The sequence below is a fragment of the Rhodoferax sp. GW821-FHT07G04 genome, from assembly GCF_059418585.1.
Map to the genome: position 1 here is coordinate 292,552 of NZ_JBWKQD010000006.1, position 17,318 is coordinate 309,869.

The following is a 17,318-nucleotide window of genomic DNA, read 5'->3' on the forward strand; positions in this document are numbered from 1 at the left end:
AGGGGCTGGCACTATGGCGCAGCCCGTGTTGCGGGCCCAGGGCCTGGGCTTTGGGTATGACAAGCAGGCCGCGCTGTTTGAGGATTTTTCGCTCGATTTGCCGCCCGGCGTGAGCTGGGTGGGCGGCGACGAAAGCACCGGCAAGACCACTCTGCTGCGCCTGCTGGCGGGTGAACTCGCGGCCAAGACTGGCAGCCTGGAAATCAATGGTTGCATGCTCGCGGATCGCCAGGCCCAGGCCTACCGCAGCCAGGTGTTCTGGGTAGACCCGCGCACGCAGGCATTCGATGCACTGAGTCCGCAAGCCTATTGGGACGGGGTGCGCAGCCAGTACCCGGCCTTTGACGAAGAGCTGCTGGTTGCGCTGATCGACGGCCTTGACCTGACGCCCCATTTACCCAAGTCGCTGTACATGCTGTCCACGGGCAGCAAACGCAAGGTCTTCCTGGCCGCGGCCTTTGCCAGCGGGGCGGCGGTCACGCTGATGGACGAGCCTTTTGCCGCTTTGGACAGAGCATCGATTGGGCTGATATTGGAGTTGCTGCAGGAGGCAGCCACCCACACCAGCCGTGCCTGGGTGGTGGCAGACTATGTGGCGCCGCGTGGGGCGGCGTTGGCGGCGACGGTGCTTCTGGGCGACTGATCCCATGCCACGCAACATCGAAATCAAAGCCCGCGTCGACAGCCTCGAAGACCTCAAGGTCAAAGCGGCTGCCATCAGCGATGGCGGTCCTGTCGAGATACAGCAAGACGACACGTTCTTTACGTGCGCCACTGGCCGGCTGAAGCTGCGCGCCTTTGCAGACGGCACCGGCGTCCTCATCTTCTACCAACGCGCCAACGCCGCTGGCCCCAAGGAAAGCTTCTATACGACGGCACCTACCAACACGCCAGACGCGCTGCGCGAAACGCTGTCTCTGTCCTATGGGCAAACGGGGCGCGTCAAGAAGCATCGCAGCTTGTTCACGGTGGGAAGAACACGCATCCATCTGGACAGGGTTGAAGGATTGGGTAACTTCCTGGAATTGGAGGTTGTGTTGGCAGACGCGGAGTCGATCGACGGTGGAGAGCAAGAAGCCCACGCCGTCATGGCACGCCTGGGTGTGGAGAGGTCGCAGCTCGTGGACTGCGCCTATGTTGATTTGCTGGCCCGCGGCGCGCTCGCGCCGGATGGTCTTACGTCAAACTAGCCGATAGCCCTCGTAAACATTGAATCATGCGCTATCGTATTGATAGTAAATGCTCAGGTTTTCGCTTTCTTGGCCGGTTTGGCCTTGCCTGCGCCGTTGAGCGCGATGGCTTCGCGGATCAGCGCCTTGAAGGCTGTCGCGTCCACCTCATCCCCCTCAAAGATGTCCAGCGCACGGCGCGCGTTGCCATCCAGGCTGGAGTTGAAGAGCTTCTTAGGGTCCTTCAGCGAAGCACCCTTGATGAAGGTCAGCTTGATCTTGTCTTTGTAGGATTCACCAGTACAAATGATGCCGTTGTGCTCCCACACCGGCGTGCCCATCCACTTCCAGGCTTCGACGACGCTAGGCTCTTCCTCCTGGATGAGCGAGCGCATGCGGGCCAGTGTGGCGCCGCGCCAACCGCCCAGGCTGGCGATCTTTTCGGTGATCAGTTCTGATGCGGATTGGTTGTGGCTGGCGTCTGAGGTCTTCATGTTTGGCGTCCCCCTGGAAATGGGAATGGCTTGTCACTCCAGTTTACGCAAAACCCCAATCGCGCCGTTCAGCGCTGCTAGTGGCTAGACCGCATCCGGCTGCACTTGCGGCGCGGCCTTGGCAAAGGCGTCGAGCGCCAAGCAGGCCTGCTCAATCCTGCGAATAGTGGGAAAGGCCTCCAGCGGGGTCTCAAAGCGCCGGGAATTGGCGATCTGCGGGATCAGGCAGCAGTCGGCCATGCCGGGGGTGTCGCCGTGGCAGAAAGTGCCGGTGCGTGGGTTGCTGGCCAGCATGGCCTCGACGGCGGTAAAGCCCACGGTGATCCAGTGCCGGTACCACGTGGCCTTGGTGGCCTCGTCCAGCTTCAGATCCTGCTCCAGGTATTGCAACACCCGCAGATTGTTCAGCGGGTGGATCTCGCAGGCAATGGATTGGGCCAACCCGCGCACGCGGGCGCGGCCCAGTGGGTCGCGTGGCAGCAGGGCAGGCAGATCGGGGCGGGTTTCGTCCAGGTATTCCATGATGGCCAGCGACTGGCCTATGGCTTGGCCGTCGTCTACCAGCGTGGGCACCAGTTCGGCGGGGTTGACGCGTTGGTAGTCGCTGCTGTGCTGGTGGCCACCGTCTTTGAGCAGGTGGACCGGCACATAGTCGTAGGGCAGACCTTTGAGGTTGAGCGCAATGCGCACCCGGTACGAGGCCGAACTGCGGAAGTAACTGTAGAGCTGGAGCATGGGCTTCGCCTCCACCATCAAGCCAGCGAACGGGCGGGCAACAAGGTGCCGCGCACCTCACCAAAGCCGATGCGCGCCGCGCCAGCCGCCTGGCAGGCGCCGCGGAAGATGATGGTGTCACCGTCTTCCAGGAAGGTGCGCTTCTCGCCATTGGGCAGCGTGATCGCTTCTTTGCCGCCCTTGGACAGCTCCATCATCGAGCCAGCCTCTTCCAGCGTGGGGCCGGATTGCGTGCCACTGCCCAGCAGGTCACCGGGTTGCAGGTTGCAGCCATTGACCGTGTGGTGGGCCACCATTTGCGATACGGACCAATACGCATCGCGGAAGTTGCTGTGCGACAGGCGGTGTTCTGTCACGCCTTTTTCGCGCATGGCGGCGGTCTGGATGAAGACCTCCAGTTCAATGCCAACGGCACCTTGTTCGCGCAACTCGGGCGAGTCCAGGTAGGGCAGGGGCTGCGGGTCGCCGTCGGCACGGGTCCAGGCCTGGCGGTAGGGCGCCAGCGCTTCCATGGTCACGATCCATGGCGACACGGTGCTGGCAAAGTTCTTGGCCAGGAAGGGGCCCAGCGGCTGGTATTCCCAACCCTGCACATCGCGGGCCGACCAGTCGTTGAACAGGCACAGGCCAAACACATGCTGCTCGGCCTGCTGCATGGTGACGGGCTCACCCAGCGCGTTGCCGGGGCCGATGAAGATGCCCATCTCCAACTCGTAGTCCATGCGGGCGCTGGCTGCCAGCACGGGCTCGGTCGCGCCGGGGCGCATGACTTGGCTGACGGGGCGGCGCAACTCTTGGCCCGAGATGCCAATCGATGAAGACCGGCCGTGGTAGCCAATCGGAATCCACTTGTAGTTGGGCAGCAGCGGGTTGTCCGGCCGCAGCAGCTTGCCGATGTTGGTGGCGTGGTGGACCGAGGTGTAGAAGTCGGTGTAGTCGCCGATCTGCGCGGGCACGGCGAATTCGGCATCGGCCTGGTCGACCAGGCAGGTGCTCAGTGCGGATTGCAGGGCATAGCCCTCGCGCAGTGCGCGCGACAGGGCCAGGCGCAGGGCGGACCAGGCTGGCGAGCCCATGGCCATATAGGCGTTCAGCGTGGCTGCACAGCAGGCCTGGGCGGCCAGGTCGGCGTCGCCGGTGAACACGCTCTTGGCTTGCGCGGCGGTCAGGTCCAGTATCTGATCGCCAATAGCCACGCCGACGCGGAAAGCCTCGGCGCTGCCGTAGCGGCGGAACACGCCAAACGGCAGGTTCTGGATGGGGAAGTCGGTGCCACTGGCGTTGGCAGAAGTGACCCAGCTGCGCAGCTCGGGGTCATGGGTCTCGTTGATGGACATCGTCGCTGTCACCTTCATTGGGGAATGCCCTGGCCGTTGTGCATCCAGGCGGCGTGCTTGGGCGCCTTCTTGGTGCGGTCCCATTCGTTGAGCATGTCCCACTTCACGTCGTCCAGCGCCTTGGTCATGGCGGGAGTGGCCACATTGACCGACAGCTCCAGGCGGTGGCCATTGGGGTCGAAGAAGTAGATGGATTTGAAGATGGTGTGGTCGGTGACGCCAATGACCTCGATGCCCGCGGCTTCCAGCTTGGCCTTTTGCGCTTCCAGCTCGGCCAGCGTACCGACTTCAAAGGCCAGGTGCTGAGTCCACGAGGGCGTGTTGTGGTCGCGGTCCATGGGGGGGCTGTTGGGCAGCTCAAAGAAGGCCAGCACATTGCCGTTGCCAGCGTCCAGAAAGACGTGCATGTACGGGTCTGGCGCCTTGGTGGATGGCACTTCGTCTTCGGCAATGGCCAGCACAAAGCCCATGTCCAGGTGCTTGGTGTACCACTCCACGGTTTGCTTGGCATTGATGCAGCGGTAGGCGACGTGGTGTATTTTTTTGATCAGCATGGTTTTCTCTCCAGAGCAGCGCAGTAGATGCGCAATGCCCGCTATTAGAGGGGAGTTTGATCTATCATTCAAACAGATTTTTATGATGAATTTATATATTTAGCTTATGAATATCACGCTGCGCCAACTGCGGGCCTTTGTGGCGCTGGCCGACTCAGGCAGCTTTACCGATGCCGCCGCCAGCCTGCACGTGACCCAGTCTGCGCTGAGTGGCCTGATCAAAGAGGTGGAGCAGACGCTGGGCGTGCAACTGGTCAACCGCAGCACGCGCAAGGTCAGCCTGTCGGAAGCAGGGCGCGAGTTCTATCCGCTGGTGGCGCGCCTGCTGCAGGACCTGGACGGCGCACTGGATACCATCACCGACCTGAAGGCCCTCAAGCGCGGCCTGGTGCGGGTGGCGGCGCCACAGCTGATGTCGGCATCCGTGTTGCCCGAGGTGATAGCCGGCTTCAAGCAGCAGTACCCCGACATCGAGATTCGCCTGTCCGACTGCATGGTGGAGCATGTGCTGGCCAAGGTGCACAGCGGTGAGGTGGATTTTGGCGTGGGGCCGGAGCGCGAACCTTCCGCCGACATCGAAGCCCAGACCCTGTTCGAGATCCCCTTCGTCGTGGTGTTCCGGTCGGACCATCCGCTGAACAAGAAGAAGCGCGTCACTTGGGACGATGCCCTGCGCTACCCAGTGATCGCACTCAAGGGCGAGTTCACGCACCGCCTGCGTGTGGACCTGCACGACTCGCTGCACGACGAGGCGCTGAACCCAGCCAACGAGGTCGGTTTCATGACCACGGCCTTTGCCATGGTCAGCGCCGGCCTGGGCGTGACCACCTGTTTGCCCTATGCCAGCAGCCTGATACGCCTGCACCAGTTGCAGAGCCGGCCGCTGACGTCGCCCTTGGTGCGACGCAAGTTTTTCGTATTCACGCGGCGGGACAGGCCGTTGTCGCCCGCGGCGCAGCGGTTTTCTGAGTATCTGATGGAGTACGTGACGCGGCAGGACTGGTGTTCCGCCGGGGCGCGGGTGTGAGGTGATGACGACTGTGTGAGTAAGGTGCCTCAAATTCGGAAGCAATTTACTGACTTTTACATTTTTGCTGATATCCTCCACCGCAAATTGTGTTGCCGAAATTGCCTGTCTGCATGTCTTTCTCATGTGAATGGAGGGTCGCGTAACAAAAAATAATCGATAAGTCAGGGAGTTAGTTGTCATGCAGGGCATCGCGCGCGCGTTTATTCGCTGCCTGTTTCTTTTTGGTGCCTTTGCAGGTGCTGTGCTGTCATCCCAGGCGCAAACCAGTCCCGAAGTCACGCGCGGACTTCAATGGCTGACTGCCCAAGTCCAGGGTGACGGCAGTTTGTTGGGCGAACAGCAGTCCATCGCCACCCCTCTCCAGAATCGAACCGAAGCAGCGCATGCACTCAAACTGCTGGCCACTGCACCTTCTAGTCTGCTTGCCGCAATAGTTGCTGACACGGACGACAACGCTGAACACCTGGCGCGCAAGGTGGTAGCCCTAGCTGGCAACGGTCGGGACACCGGGGAATCCACAAACCTATTGTTGCAACGACAAAACGCCGATGGCGGCTTTGGCGCTGGGCTGGTGTATGCCAGCAACCCCGTGGACACCGCCTGGACGGTGTTGGCCCTGGCCCAAGCAAACAAAGGGTCAAGCGACTCTGCAGTGAAAGCGCGCGCGTACCTTATGGGGCAGTTGGGCCCCGACGGAGGCATGCTTGCACCCAATGACGGAAGCCGGGTCCCATCCAGTGCGATAACCTTGCTTGCACTGCAAACGGCTTCCGAAAGCGCGACTGCCACTGCCGTGCGTACGCTGGCGACATGGCTGGTGCAGCAGCAGGATGCTGACGGTGGATGGCTCCGAGACACCCATGCTTCCGCTGTCACGCTACTTGCCATAACCCCCGTTACTTCCGACGCCACAGTGCGCGCCAATGCAAAGAGTTTTTTGTTGGCTCGGCAGGCGAGTGATGGCAGTTGGGGGGCGGACCCCTTTCTCACTGCGCTCGTCTTGCGGGCACTATCAGCGCAGAGCGCCTTGCCACCTGTATCCGGTGGAATCGCCAAGGGACTCGTCGTAGATCAAACGACCAATGCGCCTTTAGCCGGGGTCTCTATCAGCTTCTCCGGAGCAGGTAGCAGAGTAGTGACTACAGGCAACGATGGCACATTCGAGGCTACAGGTCTGGCTGCGGGCGCGTATGGACTTGCCTACACGCGCAGCGGCTACAACGGTGCTTCGGGCTCGGTAACTGTGAATGTGGGGCAGACCTCAGATACTGGTACGGTTGGCTTGCTGCAGCTTGCAACGACCGGCATCCTCCGCGGCCAGGTGACGTCTGCCACGACGCACTTGCCGATGGCGGGCGTGAGCATCACTCTTTCAGGCGCAGCTTCTGGAACGAAGGTGACGGACGCCGACGGCCGCTACGAATTCGTGGGCTTGGCGCCAGGCGCCAGCACCGTCAGCGCGAGCCTTGCCAACTACCAGACCGCTACCGGCAGCGCGACCATTGTTGCGGGGCGCACCCTTGTTTTCTCCCCAATGTTGTATGCCAACGGGCAAACCCCCTCCGCTGGCATTCGTTATGTTGGCAAGGTGGTGATCGCGGGCCAGACCACGCCGTTGGCGGGAGTCGGTATCCAGGTCACAGGCTCTTCCGGGACAACGTCTGCGACGACCAATGCAACTGGCCAGTTCGATCTCGCCATGGCTGCAGGCAGCTACAGCGCGACTTTTACGCTGGCTGGTTATGGCTCCGTGACACAAACCTTTGTCGGCCCGCAAGGTTCGACCGTCGACGCGGGCACAGTGGCCTTGGCACCGACTCGGGCAACGACCAGCATCAGCGGCCGGGTTCTCGGCTCTGGAAACGCCGGGATCGCAGGCGCTTCGGTGCAAATTGTGGGTGGTTCCACGGTGACGACCACTGCAGCGGATGGCAGGTATGCCATCGCCAACCTGAGTGGCACCAGCTTCGCGCTGCGCGCCAGCGCAACCGGGTACAACGCCCAAACCATCAATCTGCAAGTCTCCCAGCCGACCGACCTGATCCAGGATTTCACCTTGGCGCCGCAAAACGCAGGCAGCTTTGCCATAGGCAGCCTCACGGTCGCTCCGCCATCGGTGGGTCGCGCGACGGACGTGACAACTACGACAACCATCACCAATACCGGTACGACCGATGGCGCGGCAGTCGTCGTATTGCAGGTGAGTGATCAGAGCCAAAGAGTGATCGGCAACGGCCTTGCCTATGACACCGCGGGCAACCCGCTGGGCCAGCTGGCGCTTGCCGCGGGGCAACAACGCACGGTGCGCCTGGTGTGGAACTCGGCACAGTATCCTGCGGGCACCTATACATTGACCGTGCGCTTGGTAGAGCCGGGCAGTATCACCGTGGCAACCCCCATGGGCTCCCTGCTCGTAGAGCGGGCCGCTAGTGTGCAGGTGACCGCGCAGGCGCACTTCACAGGATCCATCACTGCCAACCCGCCAGTATTGCAAGCAGGAACCGGTACGCCCGTCAGGCTGACCGCTGTGGTTCAAAACGACGGCAACAGTGCTACAGACGCGCAGCCTTTCACGCTGACGGCCATCGACACTGCCAACGGTAGCGTCGCGCACACCGAGCAGATCGCGGTTGGTGCTTTGGCCGTCAATGCCTTGCAAACGCTGAGCTTCCAGGACTGGACTCCATCGGCAGGCGGCAGCTTCCGGTTGGAGTTGACGGCTGCGGATGCTGGGTTGGGCAAAGCCACGGGTTCGCTGTATGTGGGCGATGCCGGTCGCGCGACCTATACCGTCAACAAGCTGGTCGTATCCACCGGAACGCAGTCCGTGCGCGGTAGCGTGGCGGTAAACGGCCAAGACATCACGAATGGATCAATCAGTGATCCACTGGCGCCGCTTGTGAAGACAGCCATTCAGAACGCCACCCGCTTCAACTACGTCACTGCAGCACAAGAGGCTGTGACGGACCGTTGCAACCGTTGCCACGTACAGGCACAGGCCTTGGTCAGCGGTGAGCTGACGCGTCGCTTCACGAATTACGACGCCTTCGCAAAAGAGCGCGGCACTATCTTGAACACGTTGACCACACGCCAGAATGCCGCGGGCGCTATCGACGGGCACACCTCCCAAGGGGTGTATGTGGGAGATCAGTCCGAGTTTGGCATTTGGGCACTGAATACCTGGCACAACCCTGCCGAAATAGCCTCAACCATTGCAAAGCTGGCCAAGTTCATTGTTGATTCACAAGATCCCTTTGGCATGTGGCGGGCAGACTATGTCGGTTGGTGGACAGCCTATGTTCCCCATATATCGTTCAACACCAAAGGCCTGGTTGACGCTGCAAAAACAATCAGGAGTTTGCCGGCCAATAGCGCACTGAGTTACTCCTCGCAGCCAGTTAGTGGCGAAGCCATCAACGGGCCTTATCACTTGGCAAGTGACGCCGCTAGCAATGTCTACGCAGTGAACCACTATGCGGGCACCGTGCGCATGATCACACCCAGTGGAGTGTCCTCTGAGTACATGTCTGGGTTGAGATATCCCATCGGCATGGTGTTCGCCAACGATGGCCTGGCCTATATTGCGACCGATGGGGGTCTCTATCGGCGCAATGCCAACGGCTCGTTGACGCAAATCTCTGCGCAACGCGGTACGGGGTTGGCATTGGGGCCAGACGGCAGCCTCTATATGTCGTCCTATTGGGATAACAAGGTCTTCAAATACACAACGGCAGGCACCGAATCTGTCTACGTCTCGGGCGGTGCACTGTCCTATCCCTGGGGGATGGCAGTCACGTCGACTGGCGACTTACTGGTTGCCAACTCGGGCGGAAACAATATTGTTAGGTACCGCCCTGATTTGTCTGAAGACATTCCCGTAGCTTTGACCAATCGCAACCCTCGCAGCATCCAACCGACAGCGAATGGCTGGTTGGTGGCGACGGATGGGGGACTCTATTTGTACAACCAGGATTGGCATGGAGAGTCTCTGCTTCAAGCCTTCCTGGGTGGCGTGACCCAGACCCCGGATGGAAAAATCTATGTTGGCAATATGGGCGACAACACGGTCGCAAGGGTTACCGGCACTGTCATCGACACCAATGCGTTGCTCGCGTCCATGGACACGGCGATCGGCAAGTCCACCAATTGGCTGTTACAGGACGCCAATATTGATGACAGCAACAACCTGCATGTTGCCCAGCGACTGATAGGGCTCAACGCGGCCAAACTCCATTATCAAGGCCAACCGATGGCCACGACACTGCAGGCCAAGATGGAAGTGGTTGCTGCGCAACTGCGTTCCCGTGTGCTCCCCGACGGTGGATGGGGCTACACAACCACCAATGGAAGCGATTCCATGGTCACCGCACAGGTTGGTGTCGCCTTGGATGCATTGAACCCTTCGGCATCCGACCCTATCGTGCAAAACGCCGTGCGTCTGTTGCTGAGTCGCCAGCGCCCGGATGGCACCTGGTTTAGCGAAAACGGCATCATGTCCACACCGTTGGCCGCCACGACGTGGGTATCCATCTGGCTGCCCATCGTCTTGGATCGCCTGGGTGGCATCGACAGCGACCTGAGCGTGACCTTCCCGGCGAACGTCAAGATGGCCAATCCAGACTTGGCGCCGACCAGCGCTATCGTCAATGCCGATGGCACCACGACCAACGTGTGGAAGCTGACGGGCGTAACCAGCGCAGGGCGCACCATCAACTACGACCTGAGCCTGCTCAACATGGCGCTCAATGAAGTGCGCCCTGTGTCCACCGACGCGCATCTCACTTTCTTGAACTCCTTCACCGGCGGATTGGTCACTGCTGCGATCGACGTTCCGCGCGTTACAGCGTCCGCCTTCCTGGGCTTGGGGGTAACCACGGACCGTGTCAGCTACCCGGAAGACACGATGGTGAATATCACCGGACAAGTCAACAACACCAATACAGTGCCGTCCAGAGGCAGTGTCAAGTTTGAGATCTACGCACCAGACAACCAGTTGGTTGCCAACCTCGGCCTTCGGTCGTTTGATGGCGTGGCCGCTGGCGGTAGCGTCAACCTGCCCATCAGCTGGAATACAGCCAAAACGCTTGCGGGCACCGGCTACTATGTGTTGGCTTCGCTCTACGACAGCGGCAACAGCTTCGTTGGCAGTGCCAGGTCCGCGTTTAGCATCCAAGCCGGCCAATCGCAAAGCAACAGCGCGCGCATTACCACCGATCGCAGCAGCTACACCGGCGCACAGACGGTGCAGCTCACGGCCCTGGTCAGCAACCTCACCGCTAACGGCATACAGGCCAGCCTGCAGGCCCGCACCACGGTATTCAGCAGTGGCGGTCAAAGCGTTTTCAGCCAAACAGAGAGCATCGCGCAATTGACCGCAGGAGCCCAGCGCCAGTACACCTACAACCTGGTGGCCTCCAGCCTGGCCGCCGGCAGCTACAACACCCAGCTACAACTGCTCAATGCGCAGGGCACCGTGCTTGCCCAGAGCACGGGTTCCTTCACTGTGCAATCCACGGACCAGAGCGGTGTGGGACTCACTGGCAGTTTGCAAGTTAACCCGGCCAGCGCGGTCGTGGGTGGCTCCGTAGCCATCTCGGCCATGGCGCGCAATCAGGGCAACGCCGCCATCAACAACGCCGCACTGACCGTGGCCATTGTTGACCCCATTGCACAAAGAACCATTGCCAGCTGGCCCTATACCGCCACCATCGCGCAAAGTGGTTCCTATGCGATGACACCCGTGTGGAACACCGCCGGCAGCGCTCCCAACACCTATGTGGCGGTACTCAGTGCCACGGTCGGCGGCAAGAGCCAGACCCTGGCCACGGCCAACATCGTGCTCGCCGGCTCCTACACCAAGCCCAGCATCACACAGAGCGCCTTGCGCCAAGGCCGCCTGCTGGTGCTGCTGACCTGCCGCAATGGGGAGGACGGCTATGGTGGGCAAGGCACCGTTCCCGTTCCCATACCCGACAGCGGCCCTGGGGCAGATGACAGCAAGTGCAACGCTGCACGTGCAACCCTCGTCAATAACCTGCTGACTACCGCTGGAGTGCCGCACTATGTCACAGCCAATGTTGACGATTTCACCTACGCCATGCGTGGCGGCCAGTTCAACATGGTCTGGATAGCCGGGGGAGCAGACAAACTCACCGATGGGCTCGCGCTGGAAATCCGCGAAGCTGTCAACCGCGGTGATGGACTGCTGGTGGATGGCGTGCACGACGCGCGGAACACACTGTTGGATGAAGTGCTGGGTCTGGAGTACCGCGATCAGCTGTTGACCATCAATCTGCCCATCACGTTCTCAACAGCACCGCTGACAGGCGCAACACTGCAGACAACTGGGCGCCCGCTCAAGTACAAAGTGGGCAGTAGCACCCTGGTCGCCAAATTCCCGGGCAACATCGTTTGCCCCTATTGCCCGACCGCCGCTGAACGCAACGGCACCGACCCTGCTGGCAACGTCGCGATAGTCGGTAACACCTATGGCCGAGGCAAGAGCGTGGCGATGGCCTTTGACCTCATTGGCAGCATCCAAAACCACCTAGCTGATCCCAACTGGAGCGTTGCCTTGAGGCAGGCCTTTGACTTCATGCTGCCCGAAGTACCCGAGCCCTACACCAGTGGCGCCTATGCCGCGGTGCGCACCACGGTTGGCAACCAGGGGCCAACGGTCAACGTCAACCTCGCCTACACCGTGCCCACCGGCGCCAAGGCGCTGGCAGGTGACCCCAATGTCACCATCCTGACCGGCGCTCCGCAGGCCCAGTGGGACTTCAGCCTGTCTGCGGGCCAAAGCAAAGACCTCACGCTGTACCTGCGTTTGCCTGCCAGCACGGGTCGCCACTTCCTGGGAACGATGATCGATGTGGAGCCCAGCGGCCTGGGCGGCAGCTACCCCTTTGCGCTGCAAGTGACAGCAGCCAGTGACACGACTGCCACCAACAAGCTGATAGCCGATCTCAACGCACTGAGCTTCAGCTTGACCCGCGACACTCAAAACCGCGACCAGGTGGTGCGATCCCTGCGCGACGCCATAGCCCAGACACGACCCGAACTGGCCATCACCAAGCTGATTGAAGCGGTCGGCTCCATCCGGCTCATCACGGGCAAGGACATGACGGCCTATCGGCTGCAGATCGACCGTTGGTTGCAAGAGCTGGCCCTCAAGTGGCAAGTCGCGCAGCCCGTGCGCAACATTCCGTGATGGACAAACCGTTATTACAAGAGCCTCCCATGTTCAAGGCCAGTTCGATGAAATCCGCAATTGCAATGCAAGCAACCGGCGCCGCACGCCCCCTGTTGCACCCCGTGACCCGCATGCTGGCGATGGCCGCCTTGACCTTCGCAGCCCAGTGGGCGCAAGCGCAGACCCCGCCCGCAACAGTCACCACCAGTGGCCCCGTCTCCTCGTTCAGTGACGTGTCGGTCCAAGACCTGGAACAGCGTCTGCGCGACGCCCGTGAGCTGGTGCGCCAGTTGCAAGCCCTGGACAACACGGCGAACGAGGCACAACGCACCACCTGGACCAAGCAACTACGCCAGCAGCTCAACGCCGCGGTCTCCGCCATGGCCGTGCTGCGCACCACGCTGTTTGCACCACCCAGTGACCAAGCTGGCACTGCTCAAGCCAATGCGGCGGCAGCCCGACAGGCATTTGCCACACGCGCCGATGCGCTGAACAAAGCCAGCAAGGCCTGGCTGGTCAGCCCAAGCTCCGCCACATTGGCGGACTTGGCCGCCTTCTTTGCACAGAATGCAGAAGTTGGCGCCAAACTGGTCGCCACCCATACCCAACTCCCCTGGGGCACTCTCAAAGCCAAGCCCCGTGCGCCAGCCGAGACCAAGTCCGCATTGCTCACCCCCTCGGCACAAACGCTGCAGTCGCAAGGGCAGGGCGGTTCGGCCCCCGAGACCGTTCGCGCCAGTGGCCTGACAGCCTTGGCCGGCCTGCAATTCACCATCGCCCCCGAGCCGGCCCAGGCCCCCACCGATGCCGACGTAGCAGCCACCGCGCAAGTGGTGCTGACCCCGGCCATACGCGCCAAGGCGGCGGAGCTGGGCAACAACCCCGTCACCATCACCAACTGGGTGCGCAACACCATCGCATTTGCGCCCAACGCCGGCGCCACACAAAACGCCCAGACCACGCTCAATGCCTTGCGCGGCAACGCTACCGACATCGCCAGCCTGCACATTGCGCTCTTGCGCGCCGCAGGCATTCCTGCGCGCTACCAATCGGGCACGATCGAGTTGCCCAGCGCCCAGGTACAAAACTGGCTGGGCGGCCTGCAGCGCCCCGAAGCAGCGCTGGAACTGCTGCAGCAGGGCGGTATTGCCGCGCGCGGCATCAGCCAGGGCAGCCAAATCACCGCCATCCGCATGGAGCATGTGTGGACTGTGGCCTATGTCAACTGGAGCCCCAGCCGTGGCGCCAAGGACGGCGGTGCCAGCCTCACGCCGCGCCAGCATCCCAACCCCAATGCCGGCCTGAACGCCTGGGTGCCGTTGGATGCAGCTTTCAAACCCTACAGCTACAGCACCGGCATCAATCTGGCTGAAGTGGTGCCGCTCAATGGCCCTGCACTGTTTGGCCGTGCCAAGCAGGGTGCCACCTGTACACCCGCCACCGCCAGTGGGCTCAACACCACGGCATTGACCGCCGGCTACACCGACTTCAACACCCAGGCCCGCAACCAATTGGGCGCTTTGGGTGCCGATGCCCAAGTCACCCAAATCCTGGGTGCGGCCAGCATTACGGCGCACCAAGAGCCCATGTTGGCTGGAACCCTGCCGTATGCCACGGTCGCGGCCAACACGCCAACGCCTGTATTGGCCCCCGCCGCAATCTGGTCCTTGCAATTGAATCTGCTCAACGGTGCGACCTCCGTGTTTGCAGCGGCCCGCCCGCTGGCCGATTTGCAGGGGCAGACACTGAGCCTGGCCTTTGTGCCGGCCAGCAGTGCCGATGTCAGCACACTGGCTGGCCTGCTGCGCCCCGGCTCCGGCAGTGGGGTAGACCCGGCTACCGGTCTGCCCAACCGCATACCCGCCTACCTGGTCCAACTCAAGGCCCAGGTCAGCCTCAACGGCCAGGTGGTCATAGAAGGCGGCAACTTCACGCTGGGCCAAAGCCTGGTGTTGCGCTCGGTGTTGAATGGCCCCGACGGTGCCCAGCTCAGTTCTGACAACACCATTGTGGTGGGTGAAACCCACGCCTGGGCCGTGCAGGGCCAAGCCCTGGGCGCCAGTGCCCCGGCTGCACTCTCCGCCGGCCTGACTGCGCTACGCAGCCAATTGCAGGGCGGTAGCTTGCCCACCGGCCCAGCACAAACCGCGCAAATGCTCTCCGCACTGGCCACCACCTACCAGGCCACGCTGGACGCCAAGGCACGCCTGTACCAAAGTGTGGCCGGTGTGGCCGAAGTGCGCCTGCCCAGCCTGGTGCGCGCCTCCACGCGCTTGCAAGTGGATACCGTACTGGGTGTACCCACCTATGTACGCCCCGCTGGCGTGGGCCTGCATGTGGACCACCAGGGCAGTGGCAGCGTAAGCCGCAGTGGTACTGGCCCAGTGCCGACCTACCAGCAGCAGAGCCTGGAGCGTGCCAGCGCCAGTGCCCACCAGTTGTTGGACCGCCTGTTTGGCCCAGGCGGCAACCCCGCACAGTCCGCACTCTCGGGCTTGGCCACCGCCGCGGTGCAAGGCCAGACCCTGCTGCGTGCCGACAGCGCCACACTGCCCACGGTGCTGGCCAGCCTGAACGCAGGCTCCAACCTGCGCACATCCATACAAGACGCCGTGGCCAACGGCCAACAAGCCCTGTTCGCCCAGAACGCGGTCGACCTGGGCGGCCCGACCACTCCCTTGCCCATGGAGCCCCTGGTGTTGAACGACCCGCTCAGCGGCGCGGCCAGCTACAGCGTCACCAGCTTCAATGCACCCCTGGTGCAGCTCACTGCTCAGCGCACCGGCCTGGTCGGCTGGTTGGGCCTGGCCGATGCCCAAGCCAGCAAGGTCTTGCTCACCCCGGTGGTCGACGCCAGCCTGGTCCAGCTCAACACCGTGCAAACCCTGCTCGGCGACTGGACCGGCATGCGCTGGCAAGGCTTTGTGGGGCAAACAGAATTGCTCGACGGCCTGTTCTTGAGCCGCATCAGCGATGCCGCCCAGACCAACAACACCTGCGACTGGTTGATCTCATCCCTGGCCAGCCAATTGTCGCGCGGCCTGCCAGACACTGCGCGCCTGAACCGCCCACCCGTCATCAGCAGCACGCCGCCCACCACGGCCACCGTAGGCCAGGCCTATAGCTATGCCGTGCAGGCCAGTGATCCCGATGGCGATGCACTCACCTACAGCCTGAGCGGTGCCCCTACCGGCATGACCATCAGCGCCAGCGGCCTGGTCCAATGGCCGCGCCCCGTGGCCGGCGAGTTCGACCTGATCGTGCAGGTGGACGACGGCCGCATTGCCGTGCAGCAGCCCTATGTGCTCAGCGTTGCGGGCGACGCCAATGGCGTGCAGCTCAATGTGATGCTGGACCCCAGCATTGCAGACCCAGGCCAGGTGGTGAACCTGACCGCGCAGGCCAGCGCGCCCGCAGGCCGCGGCACACCGGTTGTCAGCGCCACGCTAGACGGCGTAGCCCTGCAGTTGGACGCCAATGGCGTAGCCCACTTCACAGCGCCCCAGGCCGGCACCCACCGCGTGCTGGTCACGGCACGCGCGGGCACCCTGGTCGCCAGCCGCGAACTGCTGCTCACCGTGCGCGATACCAGCGGCCAGCCGCCCGCTGCACAGGCCATCATCACCAGCCCTGAGGAGGCGGCCAGCCTGCGCGGCCTCGTCACCATCACCGGCACCGCTACAGCAAGCAAGTTTGCCTACTACCAGCTGTTGGTGCGCCCGGTAGATGCCCCTGAGACCGCATGGACCACGCTCAACCGCAGCCTCACCCCCGTGCAAAACGCCACCCTGGGCCAGGTCGACACCAGCACCTTGGCCAACGGCCTGCACCAGATCGTGCTGCGCGTGGTCGATGTCAATGGCGTCGAGACCCTGGCCGGCGTCACGGTCGACTTCGTCGGCAACTTGAAGCTAGGCCAGTTCCGCCTGAGCTTTGCCGATGTGCGCGCCGATGCCCCCGGCTTCCCCCTGATGCTGACCCGCACCTACGACACCGCCAAGCGAGACGTAGCTGGCGACTTCGGCTTCGGCTGGGCCGCCAGCGCGCAAGACATCAGCGTGCGCAAGAACGTCACCTTCGGCATCAACTGGGAAGCCACCACCCGCCAGCTCCAGCTGTGCCTCATGCCCGTGGGCAAACGCCGCGTCAGCATCACCCTGCCCGACGGCACCCTGTACCGCTTTGATGCGCAAAACAGCCCCGAGTGCGCCTTCAACCAGGTGCCCCAGCCCAATATCGAGTTCGTCCCCGTCCCAGGCCCCAGCGGCGGCAGCCTAGCGGGGCGCACCAGTGCCGGCGGCCAGCTCAAGATCATCAACACCCCGCCCGTGCTGGCCCAAGGCAACAACCTCGTCGATGCCGACACCGGCGAGACCTGGAACCCCAAAGACTTCGAACTCACCACCGAAGAAGGCTTCAAATACGCCTTGAGAGAAAACGTCGGCGTCCTCTACGTCACCGACCCCTTTGGCAACCGCGTCACCTACGGCGCAGCCGGCTACCAGCACAGCGCAGGCCTGAGCGTCACACTCACCCGTGACCCCCAAGGCCGCATCACCAACGCCACCGACCCCAACGGCAAGACCCTGGCCTACACCTACAACGCCCAGGGCGACCTGGCCACGGTGACCGACCGCGCAGGCGGCGTCACCAAGTTCACCTACGCCACCGACCCCAGCCAACCCCACCTGCTGCAAAGCATCACCGACCCTAGGGGCGTGGTCGTCATGAGCAACCAGTTCGACGAGTTTGGACGCCTCACCGCCAGCGCCGACGCCCTGGGCCAGGCCAGCACCCAACAGTTCGA

The 17,318-nt window shown here is 62.5% G+C and carries 9 protein-coding genes; 5 read left to right on the forward strand and 4 right to left on the reverse strand.

What is annotated here, in order from left to right:
- Nucleotides 1–13 precede the first annotated feature (13 nt).
- Together AC07OO_RS24165 and AC07OO_RS24170 are read left to right on the forward strand one after the other, a co-directional pair.
- Nucleotides 14–643, forward strand: coding sequence for an ABC transporter ATP-binding protein (locus tag AC07OO_RS24165; protein ID WP_495084716.1), 630 nt, complete (start codon nt 14–16; stop codon nt 641–643).
- Between the two features lie 4 nt (nt 644–647).
- Nucleotides 648–1,190, forward strand: coding sequence for a class IV adenylate cyclase (locus AC07OO_RS24170; RefSeq protein ID WP_495084717.1), 543 nt, complete (start codon nt 648–650; stop codon nt 1,188–1,190).
- 53 nt (nt 1,191–1,243) lie between these two features.
- Here the strand turns inward: AC07OO_RS24170 and AC07OO_RS24175 are convergent, their stop codons facing one another.
- From AC07OO_RS24175 to AC07OO_RS24190, 4 genes are all read right to left on the reverse strand, one after another.
- Nucleotides 1,244–1,663 (reverse strand): DUF1801 domain-containing protein, encoded by a 420-nt coding sequence (locus tag AC07OO_RS24175; RefSeq protein WP_495084718.1) that lies wholly within the window; start codon nt 1,661–1,663, stop codon nt 1,244–1,246.
- An 84-nt stretch (nt 1,664–1,747) separates the two neighbouring features.
- Complete coding sequence (maiA, locus tag AC07OO_RS24180) at nt 1,748–2,398, reverse strand: maleylacetoacetate isomerase (RefSeq protein ID WP_495084719.1); 651 nt, start codon at nt 2,396–2,398, stop codon at nt 1,748–1,750.
- A gap of 17 nt (nt 2,399–2,415) precedes the next feature.
- Entirely contained in the window at nt 2,416–3,735 is a 1,320-nt protein-coding gene (fahA, locus tag AC07OO_RS24185) for a fumarylacetoacetase (RefSeq protein WP_495084720.1), read from the reverse strand.
- A 14-nt stretch (nt 3,736–3,749) separates the two neighbouring features.
- Nucleotides 3,750–4,289: a VOC family protein gene (locus tag AC07OO_RS24190; protein ID WP_495084721.1), complete on the reverse strand. Its 540-nt coding sequence runs from the start codon at nt 4,287–4,289 to the stop codon at nt 3,750–3,752.
- Between the two features lie 106 nt (nt 4,290–4,395).
- On the opposite strand from AC07OO_RS24190, the gene AC07OO_RS24195 reads away from it, so the two are divergent.
- The 3 genes from AC07OO_RS24195 to AC07OO_RS24205 all read left to right on the forward strand — a co-directional run.
- The gene (locus tag AC07OO_RS24195) at nt 4,396–5,316 is read left to right on the forward strand and encodes a LysR family transcriptional regulator (RefSeq protein WP_495084722.1); all 921 of its coding nucleotides are present in this window, start codon (nt 4,396–4,398) and stop codon (nt 5,314–5,316) included.
- 703 nt (nt 5,317–6,019) lie between these two features.
- Entirely contained in the window at nt 6,020–12,529 is a 6,510-nt protein-coding gene (locus AC07OO_RS24200; RefSeq protein WP_495084729.1) for a carboxypeptidase regulatory-like domain-containing protein, read from the forward strand.
- Nucleotides 12,530–12,576: 47 nt separating this feature from the next.
- Nucleotides 12,577–17,318: transglutaminase domain-containing protein (locus tag AC07OO_RS24205; RefSeq protein ID WP_495084723.1), on the forward strand; the 4,742-nt coding region annotated here is incomplete at its 3' end.